Source organism: Streptomyces sp. NBC_00210, from assembly GCF_045160975.1.
Classification (GTDB): domain Bacteria; phylum Actinomycetota; class Actinomycetes; order Streptomycetales; family Streptomycetaceae; genus Streptomyces.
The window spans coordinates 97,704-122,792 of sequence record NZ_CP108120.1 but is presented as its reverse complement, the minus strand read 5'-3'; the positions used below and the strand labels follow the sequence as shown (position 1 = coordinate 122,792).

At 68.8% G+C, this 25,089-nt stretch carries 26 protein-coding genes and 3 pseudogenes; 16 read left to right on the top strand and 13 right to left on the bottom strand.

All coding sequences use genetic code 11. The features are described 5' to 3' along the window. Positions 1–339 precede the first annotated feature (339 nt). Positions 340–507 carry a hypothetical protein gene (locus tag OG729_RS00715; RefSeq protein ID WP_360884835.1) on the top strand — a complete coding sequence of 56 codons (168 nt, stop codon included), beginning with the start codon at positions 340–342 and terminating at the stop codon, positions 505–507. 45 nt (positions 508–552) lie between these two features. Here the strand turns inward: OG729_RS00715 and OG729_RS00710 are convergent, their stop codons facing one another. The 3 genes from OG729_RS00710 to nadC all read right to left on the bottom strand — a co-directional run bounded on the left by OG729_RS00710 (position 553) and on the right by nadC (position 2,972). Further along, positions 553–846 (bottom strand): DUF1330 domain-containing protein, encoded by a 294-nt coding sequence (locus tag OG729_RS00710; RefSeq protein WP_405803565.1) that lies wholly within the window; start codon positions 844–846, stop codon positions 553–555. Positions 847–1,233: 387 nt separating this feature from the next. Then, entirely contained in the window at positions 1,234–2,091 is an 858-nt protein-coding gene (locus OG729_RS00705) for a PhzF family phenazine biosynthesis protein (protein WP_405803564.1), read from the bottom strand. Next, positions 2,079–2,972 (bottom strand): carboxylating nicotinate-nucleotide diphosphorylase, encoded by an 894-nt coding sequence (nadC, locus tag OG729_RS00700; protein WP_405803562.1) that lies wholly within the window; start codon positions 2,970–2,972, stop codon positions 2,079–2,081. The genes OG729_RS00705 and nadC overlap by 13 nt, the downstream gene beginning before the upstream one ends. A 387-nt stretch (positions 2,973–3,359) precedes the next feature. Here nadC and OG729_RS00695 point away from each other — a divergent pair, with 387 nt between their 5' ends. Then, positions 3,360–3,785 (top strand): winged helix-turn-helix transcriptional regulator, encoded by a 426-nt coding sequence (locus OG729_RS00695; RefSeq protein ID WP_405803560.1) that lies wholly within the window; start codon positions 3,360–3,362, stop codon positions 3,783–3,785. A gap of 192 nt (positions 3,786–3,977) precedes the next feature. Next, on the top strand, positions 3,978–4,247 hold the full coding sequence (locus OG729_RS00690; protein ID WP_405803558.1) for a hypothetical protein: 270 nt from the start codon (positions 3,978–3,980) through the stop codon (positions 4,245–4,247). Here OG729_RS00690 and OG729_RS00685 read toward each other — a convergent pair. The 3 genes from OG729_RS00685 to OG729_RS00675 all read right to left on the bottom strand — a co-directional run bounded on the left by OG729_RS00685 (position 4,187) and on the right by OG729_RS00675 (position 6,117). Continuing rightward, complete coding sequence (locus OG729_RS00685; RefSeq protein ID WP_240436516.1) at positions 4,187–4,633, bottom strand: hypothetical protein; 447 nt, start codon at positions 4,631–4,633, stop codon at positions 4,187–4,189. The two genes, OG729_RS00690 and OG729_RS00685, sit on opposite strands and share 61 nt — an antisense overlap. A 133-nt stretch (positions 4,634–4,766) precedes the next feature. Further along, positions 4,767–5,015 (bottom strand): hypothetical protein, encoded by a 249-nt coding sequence (locus OG729_RS00680; RefSeq protein WP_405803557.1) that lies wholly within the window; start codon positions 5,013–5,015, stop codon positions 4,767–4,769. Between the two features lie 943 nt (positions 5,016–5,958). Continuing rightward, the gene (locus tag OG729_RS00675) at positions 5,959–6,117 is read right to left on the bottom strand and encodes a hypothetical protein (protein WP_405803555.1); all 159 of its coding nucleotides are present in this window, start codon (positions 6,115–6,117) and stop codon (positions 5,959–5,961) included. A gap of 212 nt (positions 6,118–6,329) precedes the next feature. Here OG729_RS00675 and OG729_RS00670 point away from each other — a divergent pair, with 212 nt between their 5' ends. The 3 genes and pseudogenes from OG729_RS00670 to OG729_RS00660 all read left to right on the top strand — a co-directional run. Next, positions 6,330–7,868 (top strand): hypothetical protein, encoded by a 1,539-nt coding sequence (locus tag OG729_RS00670; protein ID WP_405803554.1) that lies wholly within the window; start codon positions 6,330–6,332, stop codon positions 7,866–7,868. A 202-nt stretch (positions 7,869–8,070) separates the two neighbouring features. Further along, positions 8,071–10,251: a hypothetical protein gene (locus OG729_RS00665; protein WP_405803553.1), complete on the top strand. Its 2,181-nt coding sequence runs from the start codon at positions 8,071–8,073 to the stop codon at positions 10,249–10,251. 196 nt (positions 10,252–10,447) lie between these two features. Further along, positions 10,448–10,627: pseudogene (locus OG729_RS00660) on the top strand (IS5/IS1182 family transposase); the annotation flags it as partial. A 90-nt stretch (positions 10,628–10,717) separates the two neighbouring features. On the opposite strand, the gene OG729_RS00655 reads toward OG729_RS00660, so the two are convergent. Together OG729_RS00655 and OG729_RS00650 are read right to left on the bottom strand one after the other, a co-directional pair. Then, positions 10,718–11,104 (bottom strand): hypothetical protein, encoded by a 387-nt coding sequence (locus tag OG729_RS00655; RefSeq protein WP_405803551.1) that lies wholly within the window; start codon positions 11,102–11,104, stop codon positions 10,718–10,720. 163 nt (positions 11,105–11,267) lie between these two features. Next, entirely contained in the window at positions 11,268–11,519 is a 252-nt protein-coding gene (locus OG729_RS00650; RefSeq protein ID WP_405803549.1) for a hypothetical protein, read from the bottom strand. Positions 11,520–12,187: 668 nt separating this feature from the next. Here OG729_RS00650 and OG729_RS00645 point away from each other — a divergent pair. From OG729_RS00645 to OG729_RS00615, 7 genes and pseudogenes are all read left to right on the top strand, one after another. Then, entirely contained in the window at positions 12,188–12,859 is a 672-nt protein-coding gene (locus tag OG729_RS00645; RefSeq protein WP_405803548.1) for a hypothetical protein, read from the top strand. 18 nt (positions 12,860–12,877) lie between these two features. Continuing rightward, positions 12,878–13,060 (top strand): annotated as a pseudogene (locus OG729_RS00640) (transposase family protein); the annotation flags it as partial. 242 nt (positions 13,061–13,302) lie between these two features. Further along, positions 13,303–14,220: a transposase gene (locus OG729_RS00635; RefSeq protein ID WP_405803545.1), complete on the top strand. Its 918-nt coding sequence runs from the start codon at positions 13,303–13,305 to the stop codon at positions 14,218–14,220. Continuing rightward, positions 14,114–14,368, top strand: a complete 255-nt coding sequence (locus OG729_RS00630; protein WP_405803544.1) for a transposase — start codon at positions 14,114–14,116, stop codon at positions 14,366–14,368. Before OG729_RS00635 ends, OG729_RS00630 begins: the two co-directional genes overlap by 107 nt. Positions 14,369–14,407: 39 nt before the next feature. Continuing rightward, positions 14,408–14,803, top strand: a complete 396-nt coding sequence (locus OG729_RS00625; RefSeq protein ID WP_405803542.1) for a GNAT family N-acetyltransferase — start codon at positions 14,408–14,410, stop codon at positions 14,801–14,803. 771 nt (positions 14,804–15,574) lie between these two features. Next, a pseudogene (locus OG729_RS00620) lies at positions 15,575–15,709 on the top strand (IS5/IS1182 family transposase); the annotation flags it as partial. 269 nt (positions 15,710–15,978) lie between these two features. Further along, positions 15,979–18,843 carry a matrixin family metalloprotease gene (locus OG729_RS00615; RefSeq protein WP_405803541.1) on the top strand — a complete coding sequence of 955 codons (2,865 nt, stop codon included), beginning with the start codon at positions 15,979–15,981 and terminating at the stop codon, positions 18,841–18,843. Between the two features lie 315 nt (positions 18,844–19,158). Here OG729_RS00615 and OG729_RS00610 read toward each other — a convergent pair whose 3' ends face one another. After that, on the bottom strand, positions 19,159–19,404 hold the full coding sequence (locus OG729_RS00610; protein ID WP_405803540.1) for a hypothetical protein: 246 nt from the start codon (positions 19,402–19,404) through the stop codon (positions 19,159–19,161). 121 nt (positions 19,405–19,525) lie between these two features. Between OG729_RS00610 and OG729_RS00605 the strand changes: the two genes are divergently transcribed. From OG729_RS00605 to OG729_RS00595, 3 genes are all read left to right on the top strand, one after another. After that, positions 19,526–19,663, top strand: a complete 138-nt coding sequence (locus tag OG729_RS00605; protein WP_405803538.1) for a hypothetical protein — start codon at positions 19,526–19,528, stop codon at positions 19,661–19,663. A 236-nt stretch (positions 19,664–19,899) separates the two neighbouring features. Further along, positions 19,900–20,283: a hypothetical protein gene (locus tag OG729_RS00600; RefSeq protein WP_405803537.1), complete on the top strand. Its 384-nt coding sequence runs from the start codon at positions 19,900–19,902 to the stop codon at positions 20,281–20,283. A 70-nt stretch (positions 20,284–20,353) separates the two neighbouring features. After that, complete coding sequence (locus OG729_RS00595) at positions 20,354–22,555, top strand: tetratricopeptide repeat protein (protein ID WP_405803535.1); 2,202 nt, start codon at positions 20,354–20,356, stop codon at positions 22,553–22,555. Between the two features lie 102 nt (positions 22,556–22,657). On the opposite strand, the gene OG729_RS00590 is transcribed toward OG729_RS00595, so the two are convergent. The 4 genes from OG729_RS00590 to OG729_RS00575 form a co-directional block, all read right to left on the bottom strand. Beyond that, positions 22,658–22,921, bottom strand: a complete 264-nt coding sequence (locus tag OG729_RS00590; protein WP_405803533.1) for a hypothetical protein — start codon at positions 22,919–22,921, stop codon at positions 22,658–22,660. A gap of 80 nt (positions 22,922–23,001) precedes the next feature. Beyond that, on the bottom strand, positions 23,002–23,664 hold the full coding sequence (locus OG729_RS00585; RefSeq protein ID WP_405803531.1) for a replication-relaxation family protein: 663 nt from the start codon (positions 23,662–23,664) through the stop codon (positions 23,002–23,004). Then, positions 23,574–23,951: a hypothetical protein gene (locus tag OG729_RS00580; protein WP_405803529.1), complete on the bottom strand. Its 378-nt coding sequence runs from the start codon at positions 23,949–23,951 to the stop codon at positions 23,574–23,576. Before OG729_RS00580 ends, OG729_RS00585 begins: the two co-directional genes overlap by 91 nt. Next, positions 23,948–25,045, bottom strand: coding sequence for a hypothetical protein (locus tag OG729_RS00575; protein WP_405803527.1), 1,098 nt, complete (start codon positions 25,043–25,045; stop codon positions 23,948–23,950). Before OG729_RS00575 ends, OG729_RS00580 begins: the two co-directional genes overlap by 4 nt. Between the last annotated feature and the right edge of the window lie 44 nt (positions 25,046–25,089).

Below are 25,089 nucleotides of genomic sequence, written 5' to 3'. Positions count from 1 at the left end.
CGCCGCCGACCTGCGCCGAGTCGACCCGGCTCTCCTGCACCCCGCCGACCGCCTGGTTCTCAACGACGTCGACCCCGACGCCCTCCAGTACGCCCTCACAAACCTGCCGCCCGCGACCCGCGCCCAGACCGCCGCGGCCCCCTGGCAACGTCCTGCGCACCGCCGCCCATCTGGCCGCCGACCACGGCCCCTTCGATCTGGTCCTGGCCGGAGGCCTCTTCGACTACCTCGAAGAACGCTCGCCCGAGCCCTGATCCGCACCACCCTGTCCCGCCTTTGCCGCCCCGGAGACACGTTCTACTTCTCCAACATCGCGATCCGAACCCGTACGCCGCCCTGATGACCCACATCGGCCGCTGGAACCTCGTCGAACGCACCCCCGCCGACATCGAGGCCGACGTCCGAGCTGCCGCGCCGCCGGGAACCGTCGCCGGACCGGACATCACCGCCGATGCCACCGGCCTGACGCTTTTTGCGACGGTGCGGTGCGCTGACGAGCCGGGGTGATCCCCGCAGCCGGCATCGTGTTCCTCCCTGACGCGGCATCGGTCGTCAGTCGAGGCCTTCGATGATGCGGAAGTCGCGCTCGACGCCGTCAGCAAGTACGGCCAGCGCCTCCTGGTAGGCCGCACTCGCGCGTGCGGCGACCGCCTGTTCGAAGCTGTCGAACTCGATCAGGACGGTGCGCTCGGCGATTCCGGCGTCGTGTGCGACGACCCGGCTGTCGCGGGAGAGCAGCCGCCCGCCCGCGGCCTTGACGGCTGGACCGGCCAGCTTGTCGTAGGCAGCAAGCCTCTCAGGGTCTGCGATGGTGCGGTAGACGCTGACCCAGTAGCCCTTGGCCACGGTACCTCCTGTGTTCGGAATTGATGATCAGAAGCATGCTCGGATCCATGGCCGGCGCGCTGTGGGTCAGCGAGCCGACGGAGACGGCGTCGAATTCGGACGGCTTCGATCAACCGGCTGGGGCTGCGATCGGATTGGTCTCGGGTGAGCGTCGGCGGGCGAGGACGAGCCAGAGCCGGTCGAGTCGATGACTGGCCTCGCCGGAAGGGCGGCGGCCCGGACTAGAACGAAGAGGAGCCGACAAGTAGGTACGAGTCGCACCAGTACGACGTGATCGGCCATCAACCCATAACCCTTGCCACAGATGCCGCCAGAACTGGCCGGGCTCTCACAGGAGCAGTTGGACCTGCTGCGCACCGGCACCCTCGCCTTGTGAGCGCAGGGGCCTCAGCGCATGACCGTGCGCACGATCGCTGCCTGGCCGCCGACTCGGATCCGGTGTCCCGTGCGGTCGCGGTGGACGGTCGCTGTGATGGTGGACGGGCTGCCGAGGTGGTCACCCATGTCGACAGCGAGGCGGTGTGTGCCGAACCCGGCAGCATGCGCTGCCAGGCAGGCCGTGCTGTTGGCGTTGGCGATGTCCTCGGGGACGCCGATCGACGGGGCGAACATCCGGGCTGCTGCTCGGCCGTGTCGGTCCGGGGGCGAGTAGGCGTAGCAGCCCAGCAGACCGTAGCGGTCACAGGCTGCGCGCAACAGGGTTAAGTTCGGCGTGAGTTCGGCCAGTGCGGCGCGGGATCGGATGGGCAGCAGAAGCCTCGGCCGCCCGTTCGACGCCACGCAGGCGTCGCCGGCGACCGCGTCCTCCGTCAGTCCGAGGCCGCCTGCGACTGCCCTCAGTTCGGGTCCACCGGCGCTACGCAGGCTGACCGGGCCCGGGTCGAACGACGCCGTCAGGCCGTCACCGTTTCGGCTTGCCCGACCGTCGAAGCTGCGGTGGGCCGTACGCAGGACGGCGCGGTAGTCGTGGTCGCCGCCTTCCCGTTCGGCGAGCACGGCGAGGGCGGCGACGGTGCCGTGTCCGCAGGCGGGCAGTTCGCCCTGGGCGGTGAAGAACCGCAGTGTGTACGCGGGCTGACGACGCTCGATTCCGGTCGCGCGGAGGAAGACGGCGTGCGATGTTCCCCACTCCGTGGGAATGCGGCATCGCTCCTCGTCGGTGAACGGCGCATCATCCAGAACGGCGGTCGGGCTGCCACCCGCGCCGTCTCGCTGACACGCGTCGACGACCGCTACCTCGGACATGGCACCGGGCCGGTGGTCAGCAGCATGGTCAGGTCCAGTGCGGGCGCGCTGTGCGTCAACGCTCCGACCGAGATGAGGTCGACGCCCGTCCCGGCGATGGCGAGAACTGTGTCCAGGCGGATGGTGCCCGAGGCCTCCAGCAGGATCCGGGAAGCGTCGGCCCGCCCGGCCCGGAGCTTCACGACCTGCTCGATGTCGGCCACCGGCATGTTGTCGAGCATGATCCAGCGGGCTCCGGCGTCGAGGGCCTCGACGGCCTGTGTGACGGTCTGCACCTCGACATCGCTCTCCACGGTCTGCCCGGTGCGCGCCATCCCGCGCCTGACCGCCTCGATCGCGGCGGTCACCCCGCCCGCCGCGGCGATGTGGTTCTCCTTGAGCAGGACCATCGCCGCGAGATCGAGGCGGTGGTTGTGGCCGCCGCCGGCGGTGACCGCGTACTTGTCCAGGGCGCGCAGGCCCGGCGCCGTCTTGCGCGTGTCCAGGATGTGCGCCCTGGTCCCTGCCACAGCTTGGACGTAGCGGTCGGTCAGCGTCGCGATGCCGCACATGCGCTGCAGGAAGTTCAGCGCCGTACGCTCCCCGGTGATCAGGCTGCGCGCCGAACCGGATAGGTGCACCAGGACCTGGCCGTCGGCCAGTCGGGCGCCGTCGGCGACGGCCGGCTCGACCTTGACCTCGGGGTCGACCTGCGCGAAGACCTCGGCGACCACGGGGAGGCCGGCGGCGATGCCGCTTTGCCGGGTGCGGATCTCGGCCGTGGCCGCCAGGTCCTCGGGAACGCTCCACTCGGTGGTGATGTCCTTCCCTGACGCGTCCTCGGCCAGGGCGGCAACGGCGGCGGCCCGTGCTGCCGCCGAGGGAAACTCGGTCGTGGTCATCTGGTCTCCAGCTCTGAGTGGACGTTGGCTTGGTTGCGGCAACCGCTGACGAGGCAGCACTGAAGTTCCGCTGGGCCGGTTTGCAGGACCTGGTGGATCCTGTACTCGATCTCCCGCGTGCCGGTCACCCGTCCCCCCGCCACGAACAGGTTCCGGGTGAGCCGTCCGTGCGACTCGGCGCCGACGTCGAACTCGGGGCACCATGCGCATGTACTGGTCCTCCCGGCCGGTCTCGCCTCCGTCGACCCGGGCCTTCAGGAACGCCTCTCACTCAGGTCGGCAGGGCAGGTGCCACAACAGCCGCCTCCGATTCGATTTCCGAAGCGGTCACCGATGCTAGCGTGTCGGAATTCGAAGCATCAACCTTGGAGAGCTGGACATCCCGACATGGCAACACCCATACCTGGCAATCCTGTTCGCGGCTCGACCACCGGCCGCCCCCTCATGGCCGCACTCGATCTGTTCGGGCGACGGTGGAGTCTGCGCATCCTGTGGGAGCTTCGCGCGGGCCCGCTTGGATTCCGCCCCTTGCAGAAGCGGTGCGACGACATGTCCTCCAGCGTGATGCGGCAGCGCCTGACCGAACTGCTGGATGCCCAGGTGATTCACCAACTACCGGACAGCCGCTACGAGCTCACCCCGCTGGGACAGGAGGCACGCCACGCCCTGAACCCCCTCGCCCGCTGGGCGGAACGCTGGGCGGCCATTATCGACCCGCAAGGGGCGGACCACGCCGACGACCAGTCCGCCAGCCGCGTCTCACATCCGGACACCGTGGGCGACGGGGCGCCGGAGAGGGGCTCCGCGGACTGACGCCCCGCCTCGGATCGGAGGCGGGGCGGGACCGCCGGGTCACGAGGTTGCCGCGGCTCGGCCGAGCGCCGGGGGTAGGCGCGAAACCTTCGCCAATCCTTCTGCTTCGGATTTCGAAGCGCTAGTGTCCAGCCTGCGACAGTGCTTCGATATTCGAAGCGCACTTGGTCCGACTTCGATCAAGGGGGCGGCATGAGTCAGCAGAACACCGACACGGAACGTTCCACCATCCTGTCCTGGAGGGAACCAGGGCCGCTCTTCGCCTTCAAAGGGGAACTGACGGGCCTGCAGTACTTGCAAGGCCTGGCAGCCGGCGAGATCGTGCCGCCGCCCGTCGCCCAGGTACTCGGCATCACCGTGGAGAGCGCCGACTGCTCGTGGGGCATGACGTCAGCCGCGTTTCAGCAGTCGCCGACCGCAGTCCTCATGGGCGTTGAGATCCAGGCAGCGCGGCACAAGTAGACGCTGAGCGCACGGTCGGCATCGCGAAGTCTGTGAACGAGCGGGGTCATCGACTCTCGCGCTTCGCAGGGATCCGCAGCTCGGAGCAACCGCGTCGCGATCTGCAGAACCGCGCCCGTGGCCAGGGAGTCGGTCGGCGGCGCGGTGTAGGGCTTGGAGGTCTTCTTCTTCCCGGCGGTGTTGAGCAGGGGCTGGGCCTGCGCGGTGCGGGAAGCATGCTCGGCGTCGAGCACGGCGGCTAGGAACGATGTGCCTGCGTACGGGCGGGCTTCGGGCCAGGTCCGGAAGATCATGGCGACCGTCGCGCGCAGATCGGCGAAGTAGTGGGCGACGGGGACCGGCGCCCCCGCGCTCGTCGTGCTCTCGGGGCCTCCCGCAGCGAGCAAGCCCGCAAGGTGTCGTTGCACTTGGACGAGCGCGGCCATAGTGGCCGAATCGAGTTCCCCGGCGGGGGCGCTCTCCCGGGTCAGGTCGGCTCCGCAGGCATGTGCGGGATGCTCGGCCGGTGCCGAACGCGCCTCAGCCGACCGGCATTGCCACGGGTCCAGAGCATCGTCCGACAGGGGCCGCGGTCCGCAGGACCAGCCGCGCGGAGTCACCGGCGAGCGTGGGGTCCTTCAGGGTGTGCGCGGCGAAGTGGTCGAGGAGCTCGTCGCGCGTTTCCTGAAGCCTCTTCAAGGAGAGGTGGTCGTATCGCATCCAGTGACAGCGGCTGAAGGTGCGCCTGCGGATGTCCTCGAGCGCTCGGGCGGTCCGCTGCTTACTCACCTTGTGGGACGTCACTTCCCGCACGTCTGCCGTCCTCCCCGTGATCATTACGGCTGGCCGCGAAACGCTACCAGCGTCCCTTCCACTGGGCGGACCCGCGGGACCGGAGCGACGACGAGGGGCGCCGCACTGACTGACCGGCAGGTCCTGAGACGCACGGCTACCACGGTGGCTGAGGACCTCGGCCGACTACCGCGACTCAGGAAGCAATCTGACGGGCTCTACACGACATCTGTCGTGCGACCTCGGCCCTTGCCACTGACGCCTTCCGCCAACGCAGCGCCGTTACATAGGTGGCCAGGCTCGCCAACGTGCAGGAGACGAGCCCGGCCTGATCCTCGTCCTGTCACAAAGGATCTCACTCAACGTACGACCGGAGGTTCCTCGCTGCGAGTTGATACAGACTCGGCGCACCGAATTCGTCTGGGAAGTGGGCAGCTCTCCGAGCGGCCGACCGGCGTCAGCGCGGACCAGCGCGGCAGTAGCCAGCTCCAGCGCCTTCGAAGACGGCCCCGGTCCAAGAGTCCGGTACGAGGGCTGACTCCAGGTGCACTCGGGTACCGAAGGTGTGGGCGCCGCTTCGCGCAGACGCTGCAGCGTGTTCAGTGCGTGGGCGTCCAAGGCGCCGAGCGAGGCGTGCCATGTCTGGGTGTCTGGGCCATACGTGGCGATGGAGCGTAGGAGCTCGAGTTGCGCTTCCCACTGGGCAGGGGGCGGCAGGGGCGGCGGCGATGGTGACCGCAGAACCCCTGCGTGCTGCGGGGGTTGAGGTGTGGTCAGGTCATGATGCGACCGTAGCTGCCACCCACTGACAGGCTTGGGGGGCTTGGGGAGCAGTGGGTGCCTTGAACGCATGAAAGCCCGGCGCACCGAGATTCTCGGCGGACGGGCCTTCACGTGAGGGTTCCGACGGCGTGCGTGTGCAGCAGAGCCCGCAGGCCGGTCAGTGGGTGTGAGTCCACCACTGGATGAGGGCGAGAGCCGCGGGGCCGGCTGCGGCCGCGAGACCGAGGGTGGCGCGGCGCGAGACCTCCCGCCACAGCAGGGTGGGGCGAGGAACGGGCTTAGGGGTGATGGGTCGTGTGCGGCGGCGCTTGGCCATGACAGGGCTCCCCGTAGACGGAGGGATGTGGGTCGCCGGGCCCGGCGGATGAGTCGACTCTGACTCCGCGCACCCCGAACTGTCGCAAGTCGCGGACGCTGACTAGGGCTGGGTTCTACGCTGCTGGTCACCGCCTTGCCAGCCGGGTGCCCGCCGTGCCCGCTGCGGGCATCGCTGGCCAGCGGGCAGGGCAGCAGGTGAGGGACAGTACGATGGAAGGCGGGCCGGTGGGGGCGCAGATCCAGGAGCTGCACGCGCGGCTGCGGGGGTTACGGGAGCGAGCCGAGACAGCTCGGCGTGAGAAGAACGCTTCGTACAGTCAGAACACCGTGCAGGCACACGTGCAGGCCTCTGGTCGACCCGGTGTGGAGCGCTTCCGCGGCAAGCGAATCAGCGACTGGGCCCCGCAGGATCCGGACGGCTTCAAGGTGCCCCAGGCGGACAGTGTCGACCTGGTGGTGGCGCTGGTCGCCTTGTGGTCGAAGTGGACCGGCGAAGCGGTGGACGAGTGGTGGTGGCGCGAGCAGCTGGAACTTGCCCGCACCGAGCAGGCTCAAGAACGCCCCGGCCAATCCAGTCCGGAGAACGAACCGGACGGCGGACGGTCCCTGGAGACCCTGACGACGGTCGGGGCGGCGGCGTTGGAAGTGCACCAGGCCGTTCTGCCTGCCACAGGGGCGAGCCCAGGCCCGACTCTCCCGACGCTGACGCCCTATCTGCTCCGCGCTCACGACAGTGAACTACGGACGGCACTGGGCCCGCCGCTGGCTGGAGGCCCTTCGGTCCTGGCGGTGCTCACCGGGGACTCCTCCACCGGCAAGACCCGCGCCCTGTACGAGGCGCTCCTTGCGCTCGCCCCCGACCGCCCCCTGCTGCGCCCGCACAGCGCTGAGGACTTGCTCGGCCTCCTGCGGGCCAATCAGGTCACGGCGGGGGTGGTGCTGTGGCTGAACGAGACCCAGCGATTCCTGTACGGCCAAGACAGCGAGCGAACCGCCGCGGAAGTGCTGCGCCTGCTGGAACACCGGCCGGGCGTGGCGGCGGTAGGCACACTGTGGAACGAGCCGTACTGGGCCGACCTCACCCGGCACGGAGTGCCCGGGGATCCGCACAGTCACGCCCGAGCCCTGCTCACTGGCCCGGCCACCCGCCGCATCCCGGTCGACTCCGACCTGTCGAACCAAGACCAGACCCGGTGGCGGGAGCTGGCCCGGCGTCGGGAAGACCGCCGACTGGCAGACGCGCTGGACCCCGGGGCGCCGGACGGCCGGGTCGTACAACATCTCAGCGGCGGGCCGGAACTCCTCGCCGCCTACCTGCACGGCCCCGGCGCCCACTTCCCCCCTGTCGAACACGCACTACTCACCGCCGCCCTCGACGCGCGCCGATTGGGGCACCGGACCCCGCTCCCCGCCGACCTGCTCGCCGACGCCGCCGACGGCGCCCTCACAAAACGCCACCGGACCGGCGACCCGGCCTGGGCGGACCTCGCACTGGGCGCACTGAGCACCGGCAAGCGCCTCGATGGCAGCCGCACCGACATCCGGCACACCCTGACCGCGCTGACCGCCCTGCGCACCCGATCTGGCACCCCGCCCCATTACGAGCCGGCCGACTACCTCGACCAGCACACCCGCCACCGAGGACCAGCTCGGCACCCACTCCCTGTGGAAAGCCCTGCTCGACCACACCACCGACCCCGAAGACCTGCACCAGATCGCCGACGCCGCCTGGCGCCGAGCCCTGTATAGGCAAGCTGTCATCCTCTGGCGGAAGGCCATCCTCGCTGGCCACCCCACTGCCCCGACCGCCCTCTTCGACCGCCTCACAACCGCTGGCCTCGACCCCCACCACCATGCCGACCACTGGATCGCTGCCCACGCCGACCCCACCAGCCCGTACAGCGTCGCGCAGCTGCTGAGGGAGTTCCGGGAGGCGGGGGCTAGCGAAGCCGTGGATGCCCTGGCGCACCGCGCCGCCGCCCACGCCGACCCCACCGATCCAGTCGGCATCACCCATTTACTTGAGGAGTTGCGGAAGGCGGGGGCAGGCGAAGCCGTGGATGCCCTGGCACACCGCGCCGCCGCCCACGCCGACCTCACCCACCCACACAAAGTCGCCCATTTACTTGAGGAGCTGCGGAAGGCGGGGGCAGACGAAGCCATTGCGGTGCTGCTGGACCGTGACCCCGCCGCCCACGCCGACCTCGCCCACCCGTGGAACGTCGCCCAGCTGCTGGAGGAGTTGCGGAAGACGGGCGCAGGCAAAACCATGGATGCTCTGGCACTCCGCGCCGCCGCCCACGCCGACCCCACCGACCTCACCGACCCAGTCGGCGTCGCGCAGCTGCTTGGGGAGTTCCGGGAGTCGGGGGCAGGCGAAGCCGTGGACGCTCTGGCACTCCGCGCCGCCGCCCACGCCGCCCACGCCGACCTCACCGACCCAGCCGGCGTCGCCCAGCTGCTTGGGGAGTTCCGGAAGTCGGGGGAAGGCGAAGCCATTGCGGTGCTGCTGGGCCGCGACCCCGCCGCCCACGCCGACCTCACCGACCCAGCCGGCGTCGCCCAGCTGCTTGGGGAGTTCCGGAAGTCGGGGGAAGGCGAAGCCATTGCGGTGCTGCTGGGCCGCGACCCCGCCGCCCACGCCGACCTCACCGACCCAGCCGGCGTCGCCCAGCTGCTTGGGGAGTTCCGGAAGTCGGGGGAAGGCGAAGCCATTGCGGTGCTGCTGGGCCGCGACCCCGCCGCCCACGCCGACCTCACCCACCCAGGCGTCGTTGCCCAGCTGCTGAGGGAGTTGCTGGAGGCGGGGGCAGGCGAAGCCGTGGACGCTCTGGCACTCCGCGCCGCCGCCCACGCCGACCTCACCGACCCAGCCGGCGTCGCCCAGCTGCTTGGGGAGTTCCGGGAGTCGGGGGCAGGCGATGCCATTGCGGTGCTGCTGCTCCGTGACCCCGCCGCCCACGCCGACCTCGCCCACACGCCCAGCGTTGTCCAGCTGCTGGGGGAGTTGCGGAAGGCGGGGGCTAGCGAAGCCGTGGATGGCCTGGCACACCGCGCTGCCGCCCACGCCGACCTCACCCGCCCGTACAGCGTTGCCCAGTTGCTGGGGGAGTTGCGGAAGGCGGGGGCTAGCGAAGCCGTGGATGGCCTGGCACACCGTGCCGCGGCCCACGCCGACCTCACCCGCCCGTACAGCGTTGTCCAGCTGCTGGGGGAGTTGCGGAAGGCGGGGGCTAGCGAAGCCGTGGATGGCCTGGCACACCGCGCTGCCGCCCACACCGACCCCACCAGCCCGTACAGCGTCGCGCAGCTGCTTGGGGAGTTCCGGGAGTCGGGGGCAGGCGATGCCATTGTGGTGCTGCTGGACCGTGACCCCGCCGCCCACGCCCACCTCACCCCCACGTCCATCGTCGCGCAACTGCTGAGGGAGTTGCGGAAGGCGGGGGCTAGCGAAGCCGTGGATGCCCTGGCACACCGCGCCGCCGCCCAAGCCGACCCCATCGACCCAGCCGGCGTCGAGCTGCTTGAGGAGTTGCGGAAGGCGGGGGCTAGCGAAGCCGTGGATGCTCTGGCACACCGCGCCGCCGCCCACGCCGACCTCACCCGCCCGTACAACGTCGTCCAGCTGCTGAGAGAGTTGCGGAAGGCGGGGGCTAGCGAAGCCGTGGATGGCCTGGCACTCCGCGCCGCCGCCCACGCCGCCCCAGGCGTCGTTGCCCAGTTGCTGGGGGAGTTGCGGAAGGCGGGGGCTAGCGAAGCCGTGGATGCTCTGGCACACCGTGCCGCCGCCCACGCCGCCCACGCCGCCCACGCCGCCCACGCCGACCTCACCGACCCAGCCGGCGTCGCCCAGCTGCTTGGGGAGTTCCGGGAGTCGGGGGCAGGCGATGCCATTGCGGTGCTGCTGGACCGTGACCCCGCCGCCCACGCCCACCTCACCCACCGGTCCAGCGTCGCGCAACTGCTGGAGGAGTTGCGGAAGACGGGCGCAGGCAAATCCATGGACGCCCTGGCACACCGCGCTATGGATGCCGGTGTTGTTACATCAGCCCACGTGATTCCCCACGGGAGGGAGACTGATGGTCAACCCGCAGGGCCATGGACATGGAGCAATCTTTCGCCACACTTTTAGAGGCGCCCGAGCGCAGCGCACAGCGGGGCGCCGCCGTCGAGGGAGGGTGGTGTAGCGGGGGAGGCCCTTGCCATGGCTGCCAGCGCCTTCCTCACCATGACCCGTGCCACGGAACTCGACGCGGGGAAGCAGAAACAGACCAGCCGGCTCGTCCCGCTCAGCCTCCCCCTACCAACGACGAGGCCACAGCCCATAGAAGCTGCAGGCCGCGAAGAAGCTGGACTGGTCTCGGGCGGTGATCGACTCCAGCCATGTGAGGGCTGCTTGGCTGGGCCCCAAAAGCGGACCGAGCCCGGTCGACCGCGCACGTCCGGGCAGCAAGCACCACGTCCTCGTCGACGGGCAGGGCATCCCGCTCGCGGTGTCGCTGACCGGCATGGTGGTGGTCTCAGCCACGGCCGTCGTTCGCGGTGCCGATCGGCGACGGAGCAGCGCCAATGTCGTGCTGGTCCCAGGACTCCAATTGCTAGGCCCCCAGGCCCGGGAGTCCCAGGGTCAGCTCAGTGACGGGCAGGCCTGCGTCGATCAGGGTGCGGGCGTCTTGCACACTGGGCGGCGCAGCCGGTTCAAGCTCGGCGACGGCAACGCGGGGCGGGTCGGCCAGGCGGTCACGGATCACGAGCCGCGGGGCGGGGACCTCGTCAGGGTCGGTGTCCGTACGGCGCACCCACACCTGGCCGGGGGCAGCGAGGAGTACGGGGTCGCTATCGGTGACTCGCTCGCAGACCCAGCGCAGTGCCGTGTCGCGGGGGAACATGTCGGCCTCGACAATGCCGACGGTCAGGGTGTTCACCAGGACGGCGGCGGCCTGTTGGGTGCCGAGGATTTCGTCGAGACGGAGGGTGAAGGTCATCGTGAGCCTTTCTCTGACAGGGCCTTCAGGGAGGGTGGTTCTCGTCGGGGGAAGGTGCCGGCCGCCCGGCGCGGAAGAGGTCGCGTCGCGCCGGGCCGGGCGTATGGGGGATGCGATCAGCTACGAAGGGGGCTCGGTACTGACCGCCGGGGGATGCGGGCTGCTACAGGGCGAGCCTGGAGCGGAGTCCCGGTGCTACGGCCGCGATCTGTTCGAGCAGGCGCCAGCCGGGCGTCCACAGACTCCTGTTGCCGCTGGCTCGGATCGGTGTCGGCAGGGGCTGCACGTTCCTGATCACCCAGTGGTGGGAGCCAGCGCTCGACCACGGCGTGCACGACCCGTCGTCGGGGTGGTAGTCGGCGAGCTCGGCGACAGCGACGACGGCGCCCTGCACAAGGCGGTGCGAGCCGGGCAACGTGCGGGTGACGAGCGGCAGATGGCGGGCTGCGGTGTCGACGGTGACCGCGGCGTGGATGAGGAGGGTGCCCCGGTTATCTAGGGGTGGGCAAGTAAACCTCCTGGTAGATCGCTATGTGCTGTGTCTGTCACGTTGGGCACGCTCGTTCGGCGCCCGGGTCTCGACGACGGCCGGTCGCGGCGGGTGTGCTGCAGGCGCTGGTTGAGGTGGTGCGTCAACTGCGCGAGCTCGGCCCGCACAGTCCGATTAGCTTGTACTGCATACTGGCATCTTGAAAGCATGCAACCGTTCAACAGGTGGACGAGAGTGGCGATCGACGTCACTCGCTATGTGTGCGAGCAACACCTCGCAGACCGGAACTTCGAGTTTTACGGTCTCCAGGCTGCTGAAGCGCTCAACTATGGGCCCGGCAGCATCTACCCCGTCCTGCGCCGACTCGTAACCGCTAAATGGCTACTGGTTCGTGTGGAGGGAGCCGACGAGCCGCGTACCAAGGGCCGGCCGCGGCGGACCTACTACCGAATCAACCCGGACCAACTCGGCGCGGTCCGCCAGCGCGTCGCCGAGCTTGACGCGCGGGAGCGCTCATCGCGGTGGTCCCCACGCCCCGCCTCCCATCCGATGCCCGCGCCCAGTTCCGGGCCCGAATTCGGGAGGGTGGAAGGGTGAGTTTGATCTCGAGCGTGGTGCGGTTTACGCGCGACTCTGACAGCAGGATGGCGCGCCTCGCGCTCGCTGGCACCGTAGCGGCCGGGCCGGTCTCGTACATCTGGGGATCACCTCAATCCCCGGTGGCCAATTCCAGCATCGGTGTGAAGTGGACGTGGACCCTTGGAATGGGTCTCGGTCCGCTGCTGTTACTGCTGCTCGGCGACACGATTGCGCTGATTTCTTGGGCGACACGAGATCTCCGGCGGTGGGCTGCGCCCTTGCTGCCGCTGGTGGGAACAGTGGTGCTGGCAGTTCCGGCGGCCGCCTTCCCGCCGCGTGCTCGTCGTCAGTGGCTCTCTGGAGTGCTGGAGGCATTCTGGCTGCGCCGGGAACACGGGTTCACCTGGATTCGGGTGCTTTTCAGCTTCGTGGGTACCTGGCCATTGGCCCTGTTTTACGAATGGAGGGACTACCTCACCAGCCGACCCAACGACCTGGACCTAGCGTCCAACAGCGAGAACGCCGGGCCCCAACCGCCTGAGAGATACTGGAAGCGGCACCGTACGGAGATTTTCTGGGCGGCCGTCTTCGCGGTTACGGCGGCCGTGGGCTACGAGGCGCTCACCGAACTCATGCACTACAACGGCTACTCCTGGCCATGGGAGATCGCTGACTCGGCGCACTGAGAGCGTTCCCTGAGGCCAGTGAAGAACAGTCGCCCCAGGTCTGAATGGAGAGGGGCCTACGACGCCTCGTTCACCGACGGGATAACCTGCCCGGGGTGCGGATATTGGTCAGGTCGAATACACGGCTCCTACCTGCGGTTTCCTCGCGACCTGCCGACGGCGGGCAAGTTCGTCGTGGTGTCGCTACGGGTTCGGCGATTCGTCTGTGGGGAGGATTCCTGCCCACGCAAGACCTTCGCCGAGCAAGTACCGGGGCTCATCGGCCGGTTCGGGCGAAGGACCGAGCGGCTGCGATCGGCGCTGGTGTCGGTCGGACTCGCGCTCGCAGGCCGAGCCGGCGCCCGAATGACGGACGCCTTCAAGGTCCCGGTCAGCAGGAACACCCTACTGAGGCTGATCGCCTCGCTTCCGGATCCCGTCATTGCCGCACCCTCTACGGAACTGTGCTCGTCGACGTCGAAACACGTCGTCCCATCGACCTCCTGCCTGACCGGGAGGCGGACACGCTCGCGGCCTGGCTCGCCGAGCGGCCCGGCATCGAGATCGTCTGCCGCGACCGAGCCCCCTTCTTCGCCGAAGGCGCTACCCGCGGTGCCCCGCAGGCCATTCAGGTCGCCGATCGGTGGCATCTCTGGCACAACGTGGGTGAAGCCGCCGAGAAGTGCGTCCATCGGCACCGAGGCTGCTTACGTCCTGTTCCGGCTCCGGATGTTCCGCAGGAGGAGGAGCCGGCCACGTTGTCGCCCTGGCCGACAGGACACCGGTTCGCCGAACGCACCCGCGTAAAGCACGCCACCATTCACGCCCTCCTGGCCGCTGGGCACAGCAAGCGATCCGTCGCCCGACAGCTTGGCATGACCCTCAACACCATCCTGCGCTTCTCCCGCGCCACGACCCCGGAGGAGATGTTCACCGGCCAGTGGCAAAGCCGTGCGACCAAGCTCGACGCCTACAAGCCCTACCTCGATAAGCGCTGGCAAGAAGGCTGCACCAACGCCTGGAAACTGTGGGAGGAGATCAAGGAACAGGGCTATCCCCGCGGTTACGGCAGCGTCCGCGACTACGTCAGCAGAAGTCTTCGCGGCAAGCCCCAACCGGTCGGCCCCCGGCCGCCATCGGCCCGCGCCGTCACTCGCTGGATCCTCACCCACCCCGACGCCCTACCCGAAGGCGACCGGCTCCAGCTCAAAGCCGCCTTGGTCAACTGCCCCGAACTGACAGCACTCGCCCAACACGTGCGCTCCCTTCGGTCACATGCTCACCAACCTGCAGGGCGACCAGCTGCCGAGATGGATCGAAGCGGCCACCGCCACCACCGATCTGCCCAGCCTTCGGCACTTCGCCCAACACCTCGAACGTGACCTCGATGCCGTCATCGCCGGCCTCTCACTCCCGTGGAACTCAGGCGTCGTCGAAGGCCATGTCAACCGGATCAAGATGCTCAAGCGCCAGATGTTCGGCCGCGCCGGATTCAGCCTCCTACGCAAGCGAGTCCTCCTCGCTCCGTAGTCCGGTCACTGGACCTGGCACGGACATTACGATCGAGCAGTGACGATCAAGTACGAGTGGCGGGGCGACTTCGACAACGCCGCCCTCAACGCGCTACACGCTGACGGCTTCGGCCACCCGGTCGCTCAGACTGACTGGCGAGAACGACTTGAGCGCCACAGTCTTGGCTGGGTCTGCGCATGGGAAGACGGCTCTCTGATCGGCTTCGTCAACGTCGTCTGGGACGGTGGAGTCCATGCCTTCATCCTGGACACGGTGGTCGCACAGCATCGCCGAGCGAGAGGTGTTGGCGGCGCGCTAGTCGCAACCGCAGCCCACGAAGCGCGTGCGGCAGAGTGCGAATGGCTCCACGTCGACTTCGAGGAGCACCTGTGGTCGTTCTATTTCGATGCCTGCGGATTCAAGGAGACGGCAGCCGGTCTGATTGCTCTATAACGCCGTGGGCCGAGCCCTGGACCAGGGCGCACAGGACCAGGAGTGGCATCAACAGGCCCTTGCCAGACCCCTGACTCAATCTCGGCCGTCACCGAGTGTGACCGCACCACACAAGTTGGGCCAGAGCCACTACTCGTGAATAAAGCCAGCCAGGGGCAGCCACTGCACGGCCTGGTCGATGCGATCACCGTACGGGCGCACCTGACTTCGCGGTACTGCACCAATGCACCGTGCGCCGCTCCCGACCTTTCGGGTGTGCACAATCAACGCGCACGCAAGCTCAACGGCAGGGCACCCATGCACCACCTGCCGCACCTGACCCATTGGGTATGCACAGGCAGCCTGCACCTGCCGCCTGTCCGGCATGTCCACTCGCGAACCGCGGCGGGCGGGCGCGCAGTTCGTCTCACACGAACGGACGAGAATGAGCGAGAGACAAGCCCGTTGCCTCCGAGCCGAGTGAGCACCTGCATCTTGGCCGGAGGGCAGGTATCCGCGCCTGAGGCTTCGCGGCATGGACAACGGCGGGCGTTCCGCTCCGCCGCCGTGCTCTGGAGCCACGAGTTCATCCGCTCCTCGCGTGATGGTGATGTCGTTCAGGGGACTCCTCCGGCTCCTCAGGGCCGGTCGTCACGGCCGCACGCAAGGTGGTGTCGCCGGCGGCGCGCCGCAGCGGCTCCCGTGGAGCTCCGCAGCCCCCGTCCTCCGGACGGTGCCCGAGCACCTCCTCGCCCGATGGAGACAGGTACCGCGCCTTGGCTCACCCGCGGCCGCCCCCGCGTCGAGCACGACTTCGCCCACAGGAAGGTCTGGAGGGTCTTACGCGACCGCTGGCTCGAGGGCGACGGCGTCCATCACGCCTTGCTCGGCGTCGCCCGCTTCCACAACCTTGTACTCACCGGCTGACGCTTATCCGTTCAGCGGAGTGCCGTTCCTGCTACGGGGTGACAGTTTGGGAAGGTGTAGGGCTTTGTGAGGTAGGCAAGGTTGTCTTTCTCAGCGGACGCGACGCAGTCCATGCAAGCCCCCATGCCTGATCAGAGCTCCGATCGCGGGCCTTCGCGCTGTCGGCCGTCCCTCACAGGCCGACGCACCGCAGCTTGATTACGTCAGGCTCGGTGGGGGGAAGGTTGTTGGCCTGTCCCGGCATGAGAAAGACGGCGAGGTGCATTGCGATGCCCGACGTACCCGTACCTGGGGACTACGACGGAGACGGCACGCTGGACACGGCGTTCTGGGTAACCCCTGGAGGAAACTGGTTCATTCAGCCTCATTCCGGGGGCCAGCAGCGTGTGGTTCAGTTCGGTCAGGACAGCGACATTCCGGTGCCGAGCGACTTTGACCACGACGGCAAGGCGGACCTTGCCGTCTGGCGTCCCGGCGACCGCATGCTGCGCGTGCGTCCTTCCTCCGGTGTACCGGACTGGGCTCTGCCCATCCCTCAGGATGGTGAGGTTCCCAGACCCGAGGACCACGACGCGCTCACTTTGTTCGCCTACGCCCTTTTCGCGCTCGCCTTGCGGCTGAAGGCCGCCGGTCGGCCGGACGAAGCGTTCACGGCTGCCCGCGAAGGCGTCAGGATCTTTCTTCGGCTGGCAAGGAGCCCGGGCAAGTTGGATCCCGCGGTTTTCCTCTCCCAAGTGGTGGAGCTGGCGGGCCATCTCCCTGCGCCGGAGGCTGTTACGCCGACCCAGGACGCTGTCGCCATCCTGCGGCGCCTGGTCGACACCGACCCCAGCAACCTGGACCACCAGACCCAGCTCGCCTTCGCATACTTCTGGCTGACCTTGCGGCTGGAGGCCGCCGGTCGGCCGGACGAAGCGTTCACGGCTGCCCGCGAAGGCGTCAGGATCTTTCTTCGGCTGGCAGGAAGCCCGGGGAACTTGAATCTGGCGTCTTTCCTCGCCCGCGTGGTGGAGCTGACGGGCCATCTGCCCGCCTCCGAGGCTGTTGCGCCGACCCAGGACGCTGTCGCCATCCTGCGGCGCCTGGTCGACACCGACCCCAGCAACCTGGACCACCAGACCCAGCTCGCCTTCGCATACTTCTGGCTGACCTTGCGGCTGGAGGCCGCCGGTCGGCCGGACGAAGCGTTCACGGCTGCCCGCGAAGGCGTCAGGATCTTTCTTCGGCTGGCAGGAAGCCCGGGGAACTTGAATCTGGCGTCTTTCCTCGCCCGCGTGGTGGAGCTGACGGGCCATCTGCCCGCCTCCGAGGCTGTTACGCCGACCCAGGACGCTGTCGCCATCCTGCGGCGCCTGGTCGACACCGACCCCACCAACCTCGACCACCAGACCCAGCTCGCCTCCACACTTCACTCGCTGACCACGCGGCTGCAAGACGCCGGTCGGCCGGACGAAGCGGCTACGGCCGGATCGGAGGCCGAGGCTGCCGACCATCGAGTCGCCGCGCTCCGGAGGGTGCCGTCCGTTCTTGAACGCCTCGGGTATGGAGGCGCGGGCGGTACGGCAATCATGGACCTGCTGCAGCGGTACGGGACAGTGTGGAGCCTTCCGCTCGACGGCCGCACCTTTGACAATCAGCTGGTCACAGTCGCAGACCACCTGGATGGTCGATTCTGCGGGGTTCCCGATCACGTGGAAGGCTACGGGGCTCTGGGCCTGCATCCCCTGACCTTCTTCCCATCCGACGGACAATGGACCCGCGGCAACCTCACCTGGTCGCTGAACAGCGTCGGTGCAAAGGTGTTGAAGGCCGACACGGTGGAAGGAATCATCGCCAGCGCGTTCGCCCAGTGGGAGGCGGTGCTGGCGTCACAATTCTTCAAATTCCGCAAAGTGGAGAGCGGTGGCGACCTCAGGCTCCGCTTCGTCGGCAAAGAGATCGTAGAGGACTTCGGTGAGGATCTTGGCACGATCGGTGCTGCCAAGGATCCACCGGAAGGCGACATCAATTTCGACGCCGCCGAGTTGTGGGACAAGGCCCGGTTTCTACATGTGGCCCTCCATGAGATCGGCCATGCGCTGGGCTTGGGACATACGACGAGCCCAGAATCCTTGATGGCCCCAAAAACCGCGCCTGGAGAGTGGCATAAAACGATCGACGTCGAGTCCAAGCGGGAACTCTCCAGCCTGTACGACTGGACCGACCAGCTTCCCGCAGTCGGCGGCACAGCCGACCGGCCAAGCCTCGCCGTGGCGGGGGCGACGAGTTCCACTTCCTTCCCCGACCAGCTTTTCATGGCGTGGCGGGGCAGCGACGCTGGCCCCGATGACCGTAGCCTCTGGTGCTCCGAGCTCGTCAAGGAGCATGTCTGGGGGCCCCAGAAGATCACACGCTTCGCCTCCACGCACGGGCCGGCCCTCACATCGCTTCCCCCCACAGGTGGCGCCCAGGGCCTCATGATGGCTTGGAAGGGTTCGAAGGACGGTTCAGAGGACGACAAGAAGATCTGGTTCGCCACCAAGCTCCCCAGCGACCCTGACTGGGGAAATCAGAGCCCTGTCCCAGGAGTCCTCACCAGTTGCGGTCCCGCCCTCGCCTCGTTCAACGACCGCATCTTCATGGCCTGGAAGGGATTCGACAACGGCTCCATCTGGTTCTCCTCACACGGCCCGGGAGGTTGGGCGGGCCAGCAAGAGATCCGGCCAGGAGAAATCGGAACCTCCCACAGCCCCTGCCTGGTCGCCTTCCGCAAGCGCCTCTTCCTCTTCTGGAAAGGCACCGACACCAACGTCTTCTTCAGCTCGATGGGCAGCGCGCCTGGCAGCACCTGGCTGGCGCAGCAGCCCGTCCAATACGCCGTCGAAATAGACCCCACACCGCTTCTCATCGGTTCCAGCCATGGACCAGCGGCCACCGTGCACGACGACCTCATCGCCCTCGCGTGGAAGGGCGCGACCGACGGTGGCCTCTGGTTCACGTGGTTCGACGGGAAGGACTTCGCTGGCCAGATCCCCATCCCCCACAGGGGCACGTCCGCCGGACCCGCGATCGCGCAGTGGAACGGCCGCCTCCATATGACCTGGAAGGGCTCCGCCCCCGACACCACCACCATCTTTGAGTCATCCCTCGGCTGACAATCCAGCCGTCACGGCTCAGGTCCGATTTGAAGCCCAGGCCACGAACCCAGGGTCGTTTCAGAGTCCCTGTGAGCATGTGGGTCGCAGTTCACGGCGGTGCAAGGGTCTGGTTCGGGCCGTCACGAACGCAACGAGGCTCCGGTTGAACGGGGTGACCTTCCCAAGTCGCCCTGAACCACCGGAGCTTCGATGTGCCTCCAGTCTGCCATCGTCTGCCTGATCAAGTCGCCCGCGCTGGACGGCGCCGCTGGATTGTCGCTGGTGGAGCGCCTGCGACTGCTTCCCGATCCGCGTCGGGCGCCGCGGGGTACGTCACCCGTTCGTGGCAGTGTTGCTGATCGCTGCCTCGGCGGTGATTGCTGGCGCGCGCTCGTAGGCCGCCATCGGCAGCAGGCCGGTTACGAAGACCGCGCCCGAAGCGGTCCGCCCGGTCGACGTGCGAAGGGCTCCCGGGCGGACTCCACCGTCCAGGCTGCCTTGCCCTGCGATGCCGCCGCCGTTGACATGGCCGGTGCGTGAGCCGAACGGGTCGGCCGAAAAACCGCTGCGGTCAGCCACCGCACACCCGGCCACGCACACCGCTGCTCACCGATGCAGGATCTGCCGTTCCGCTCCGTTCCGCTCCTTCTCGATGCCACACTCTCGACCACCACCAGGGCAACGCACGAGGGACTGTTCGTTGACTGATGACCGTAAGGCCGTTGAGCAGTACGCACTGGATGCCTCACAAGCACACACCGAGCTGGCCCAGTCGTTGGCCGAGAAGCCGCTGGAGTACCCGCTGGAGGCGCACCGAATCCTGAGGAGCTGTGCCTGAGCCCTTCATGACAATGCTTCCGTGCTCTGACCTGGGGCGCTGCCAATAGTCGGCTCGTCTGTCGCCTTTCTGGGGAAGCGCGGAGCCCTCTGACCCCGCTGGGCAGCCGTTTTGGTGTCAACGCCGCGCTCAGAAACCGGCGTTGAGCACGCTCAGGATTGGTGCCCCTGCTGTGTTCCCACGGCGGCCTGAGCCTGGAACCCTTGAAGCACTGGGACCACGAGGGGAGTTCCGCTGTGGCGCGAACGGGTCGGTGGGCAGTGGCCGTGATGGCGTCGGTCGTGGCCTTCGGAGTCGGTCTGTGGCTGGCCGGATCGGTGTTCTCCGACTGGCTGCCGCGTGGGGAGGCTGAACGCTGGGCGGTCGCCGCCGCGTTCGCAACGATTGCCGCAGGCGCGGTCGGCGCGCCGTTCGGCTGGTGGGCCGGGCGCGAGACGCTGGGCGGCGGCCGGGTGGTCCAGCGGGCGACGGCGACGGAGGCCTCACGGACCACACAGATCGGCGGCAGCCGAGGTGGCACGGCCTCCGCACCCGCTGGTGATGTGGAGCAGCAGGCCGAATCGTCCGGCACTGCCCGCATTACGCAGATCGGTGGCGATCAGCACACCGGCGGGCGGTAGCCGGATGGCGGGGGAGAAGCGGCGTATCCACCGCGCAGAGCAGCATGCGCGTGTCCAGGGAGCGGGACGCGTGGAGCAGTTCGCCGGCGACCAGTACAACGTCATCACCACGGGTACCGGCCCCGTACCGCAGGCAACGGCCGCGCTTCCGGCCCCACCGGCCCACCTCGTCGGCCGCACGTCCGAGGCCGCACAGCTGCTGGAACTCCTCGATCCCGAAGGGCAGGGCCCCTCGGCCGTCGTGGTCTCCGCCGTCTCCGGACTCGGGGGGATCGGCAAGACCGCGCTGGCGCTGCATGTCGCCCACGAGGCGGCGGTCGTACGCAACTGGTACCCCGGCGGCGTGCTGTTCGTGAATCTGCGCGGTTACGACCCCGAGGGCCAGGTCACGGGCGGGCAGGCTCTTGCCGCGCTGCTGCGGGCACTCGGCGTGCGGGACGAGGACCTGCCGTCCACGACCGACGAACAGGCAGCCGTCTACCGCTCCGAGCTGGCCCGCATGGCAGACCAGGGCCGACGCGTGCTGCTGGTGGCGGACAACGCCTCAACGGCGTCGCAGGTCGAACCGCTCATCCCGGCCCGCAGGGAGCACCGAGTGCTCGTGACCTCCCGGCACATCCTGGCGGCGCTCCACGCCCGCCAGCTCAGTCTCGGCGAACTCGCCCCGGGCCCGGCCCGCGAACTCATCAGCGACAGCCTCACCCGCGCCCGCCCGGACGACCCCCGGCCCTCGCTCGCGCCGGAAGCGCTGGACGAGGTCGTACGGCTCTGCGGCAGGCTCCCGCTCGCCCTGGAGATCGCCGCGGCCCGACTGACCGTGGACCCAGGTTTCTCTCCTGCCGCCCTGGCCGCCGAACTGGAGGACGCCCGCGGCCGACTGGAGCATCTGCGCTACGACGACGGCGGCCACTCGCTGGCTGTGCGGGCCGCCTTTGAAGGCTCCTACCGCCGCTTGGACCCCGAACAGGCCCTTCTCTTCCGGCTGCTGGCCTTCAATCCCGGCCCCGATGTGGCCACCGACTCGGCAGGAGCGCTGATCGGGCGCCCGGCCAGGAGCCTCCTTGCGGGCCTGGCCCGTACGGCACTGCTGAGAGAGCAGCCAGTGGGTTCCGGGCGGTGGCGGATGCACGACCTGATCCGGCTGTACGCGGCGGAGCTGGCGGAGCAGGACGACGTCGGCGTGGTCGCTGAGCCGGTCGAGCGGCTGTTGGAGCACTATGAGACCACCCTCGCAGCCGCGACCACGCTGCTGAAGGACTCACCTGAGGAGCAGAGCGGCGGGCGGTTCCAGAGCAGGAGGGAGGCGCTTGACTGGCTGAGGGCTGAACGTGCAAACCTCACTGCCGCAACGGTGGCTTTTTCGGAGAGCCACCCCGAGATCGTGGTGGACATCGCGTTCCGCCTTTCGGAGCGGCTCGACCAATGGCGGTACTTCGACGACGGCGTCACCGTGGGGAAGGCGGCCCTGGACGCCGCTGCGCATCTGGGCTCCCGACGGATCGTGGCCGGCTTGGAGAACAACCTCGGCGTGACCCTGAACCGTGCCGGGCGCAAGGCGGAGGCGGTGGCCGTCACCCATGAGGCCATCCGGCGATTTCGTGGGCTCGCTGAGGAGGAACCGGAGTTCGAGTCTGATCTGGGGCGGGCCCTCGCCAACTTGGCTGATCAGGAAAGCGATCCGGAAAGGTGCAGGGTGGCCGCCGAGGAGGCCATCACCATCGGTCGCCGTTGGACCAAGGACGGCGACCTCACGGATCCTGATGTGGAGCTTGCGGGAGCCCTGCACAATCTCAGCGGGGCGCTCGCGGACCTCGGGCGCCACGCGGAGGCGGTGGCCCCGGCGCAGGAAGCCATGGAGATCCGCAGACGCCAGGCACAGGTGGCCCCGGGGGCCTTCCAGAGGTACTTCGCCGATCTGTTGATCCATCTCAGTACTGAGCTGTTGGAGGCGGGCCGACCGGAAGACGCCGTGCTGCGGGCCGCTGAGGGCGTGGACGTCTTCAGGCAGCTGGCCGCAGAGGATCTCAGGGCGCACGAGCACGCCTTTTGCGACGCACTCGCACAGCTCGGGCTCGCTTTCGTCGCCGTCGGGCACACCGAGGAGGCTCGCGAACTCCACGCACAGGCGATGGCACTGGCGGCGCGACTCGGTGAGAATACCGAGGAGACCGCGGCGGTGACCGAACTCACCCGCGCTCTGCCGCCCGCAGCCGAGAGAGGCGGACTATGGCACCGCATCGCCAAGATGCGCCGGGGCAGACGGAGTACGTGACGCCCACCCACGCCCTACCTCGCGACAGCAGCCTGATAGCCCTCCTGCTGGCGTTCGGCTGCCCGTCCATCGACGCCCAGCCGAACGGATCATGACCACGCCTCACAACGCCATGACCTTCTGAAAGAGGATGTGATACAGCTTTTGAGCGGCCTGACGCGCAGCGCCCATGAACTGCCGCAACTGTTCGAACTCCTCGAGGGCGGCATCGACCGGTTGCGAGCAGCCGGCCGCCTGGAAACCGACTTCCGGGGCGCGTCGCTGGAGGAAAGGCTGCAGGACTTCCAAGCTGGGCTCGCCGCAGCCGGCGAGGCCTCCAACGCGCTTGAGCGCGGCCTGGACCAGGCGTACCGGGCCATCGGCCACGTCTCATACAAGGAATCGGCAGAGCCCCAGGCATAGCTGGTCAGGGCGGCCTGGCCGCCCCCGGGGCCGGGGTGCGTTCGTTACAGGTCCATCCATGAGCGACGCTCGATGGGCCCGGACAGCGGTGTCCACACCGCCGAAGTCGGCCCGTGCTGTTCGAGGTCCTCAAGGACGGCAGCGCCGAGATTGACCTGCCCAGCCAGCTGGGCCACCAGCGGGTGGCCGGCAGCCATCGCCCGCAGGTCGTCGATCCGGCGCTGGAGGCTGGTGGTGGGAGCGCCCGTCAGGATGAACAGGACCCGGGGGAAGCGGGGATAGAACCGCTGCCAGGCGAGCATCGCGGCCTGGTCGGCGACGGTGCCGCGGCGGCCGACCGGCTGGGGCGTGTAGTCGTGGAAGCGGGCGTAGGAGATGAGTTTGCGGGCGAGTCGTTCGGAGGACATGGTGGCGCGGTCGACCTCCACGAAGGCCCGGTACTGCAGCCTGCGCGGACGGGTGGCTGTGTAGTGCAGGACGGCGTCGGCGATCAGTTTGTCTTCCCCGCCCGTGTCCGGGAGCCGGTGCGCGATCTCGGGCACCCAGTCCAGCGGGCCGTACTCGTCCCCGCGCCGTCGGGCATCGGTGAGGAACGCGAGATGTGCGCGAACCCCGGTCAGGGTGTGGGCGGCGCGCAGTGAGGCCTCTGTGGAGTTGGCCAGTGCCTGCAGAGGGCGGCCGCGCAGCACCGGCCAGCCGGCGGCCACCCGGCGCCGCGGGGGGTGAGGAACCAGGCCCGCATGCGGCTGGTGTTGGGCAGGACGGTGTAGGACGCCAGTTTGTCCTCCCGCAGTGCGTTCAGCACGGTGGAGGTGAGCTGCCGGACGGAGCCGGGGCTGAGCATCTGGTGCATCTGCGGGGTCGTGACCAGCCGGTGCTGCGCGAGCAGCGCGAGGGCCCGGTGGGCTGCGGCGTCCTCCGTACTGGGCTGGGAGTCCGTCCCGGTGTCCTTGACCGTGGCACTGGCGCCTGCGCTGTCGAGTTCGGTGTTCATCGGTACTGCTCCTGGAGTGCGGTGTCATCGGACGGGGCGGTGGGCCGGGTCGGGCCGGAGCCTCCTGAACCCTGCGCGCCCTGTTCCGCAGCGGGGCCAGGGCGAGTCAGGAACGCCCGGACGGTGATCTCGTGGGTGGAAGCGACGGCGGTGAGGGAGGCCAGCGGCAGGGCCCCGGTGTTGGTGTGCGCGGCCGTCAGCAGGGCGCGGACCTTGCCCGGGCGGGCCAGGTCGCCGAAGACTTCGCTCAGTTCCGGGCCGCGGATCATCAGCGGCCCGACCCGCTTCCCGGCCACGGTGAAGGACGCCCAGTGGTAGTACTTGTCCAGCTCGGTGGCGTCTGCGGGGTCGACCTGCCCGCCCCACTCATCGGTGATGTGCCGGATCGCCTCCACCGAGCCGGCCGTGGGGGAGAGGGAAGAGGCGTTCTGCAGCAGCGCGGTGCGCACGTCCGGGCTGAGCCGGTGCAGCAGCTGTGTCATGCCGTGCATCCGGACACCGAACTTCCGCAGCTGCTCGGTGATTTCGGCGAGTGAGGAGGAGGCGGCGCCGTCCAGGGAGATCAGCTCGTCGAGGTAGAGGAGGAAGGGGGCCCGGTCGCGGGCGGGGATGTCTCGGCGGGACAGGCCGGCCCGGAGCATGTCGCGCACCAGGAGGGATACCAGCAGCCGGTCGGTGGGTCCGGTGCCGGCCGGGCAGATCCATACGACGTTGGAGTCGTCCATGGCATGGCGGATGTCGTAACTGCCGGTGGGGGAGTGGAGGGAGGCTTTGATGACGGGGGAGGCGGCGAGCCGGTCCAGCGGGTTCAGCACGGTGGGCAGGGCGTCTTTGGGGATTTCGGCGAAGGAGGTGTGCCACCAGCGGGCGGCTTCGGCATCGAGCCGGTCGACGACCAGCGATCTGAAGAGCGGATCGGTGAGCAGAGGGCGGATCTGGAAGACCGTGGCCTGGCAGTCCTCGGCCGGCCGTTGATGTAATCGGGTGTCGTGGCGCGCAGGACGGTGATGATCCCGCGCTGTCCCAACGCGGGCACGGCGCCACAGGAGCAGCGCCTCCTGCTCCGCATCGCCGTCCTGGCCGCAGCCGCGCAATTCGGCGGCGGTGCGCCGGGCCGCGCGCTTGCGGCCGCTCCCAG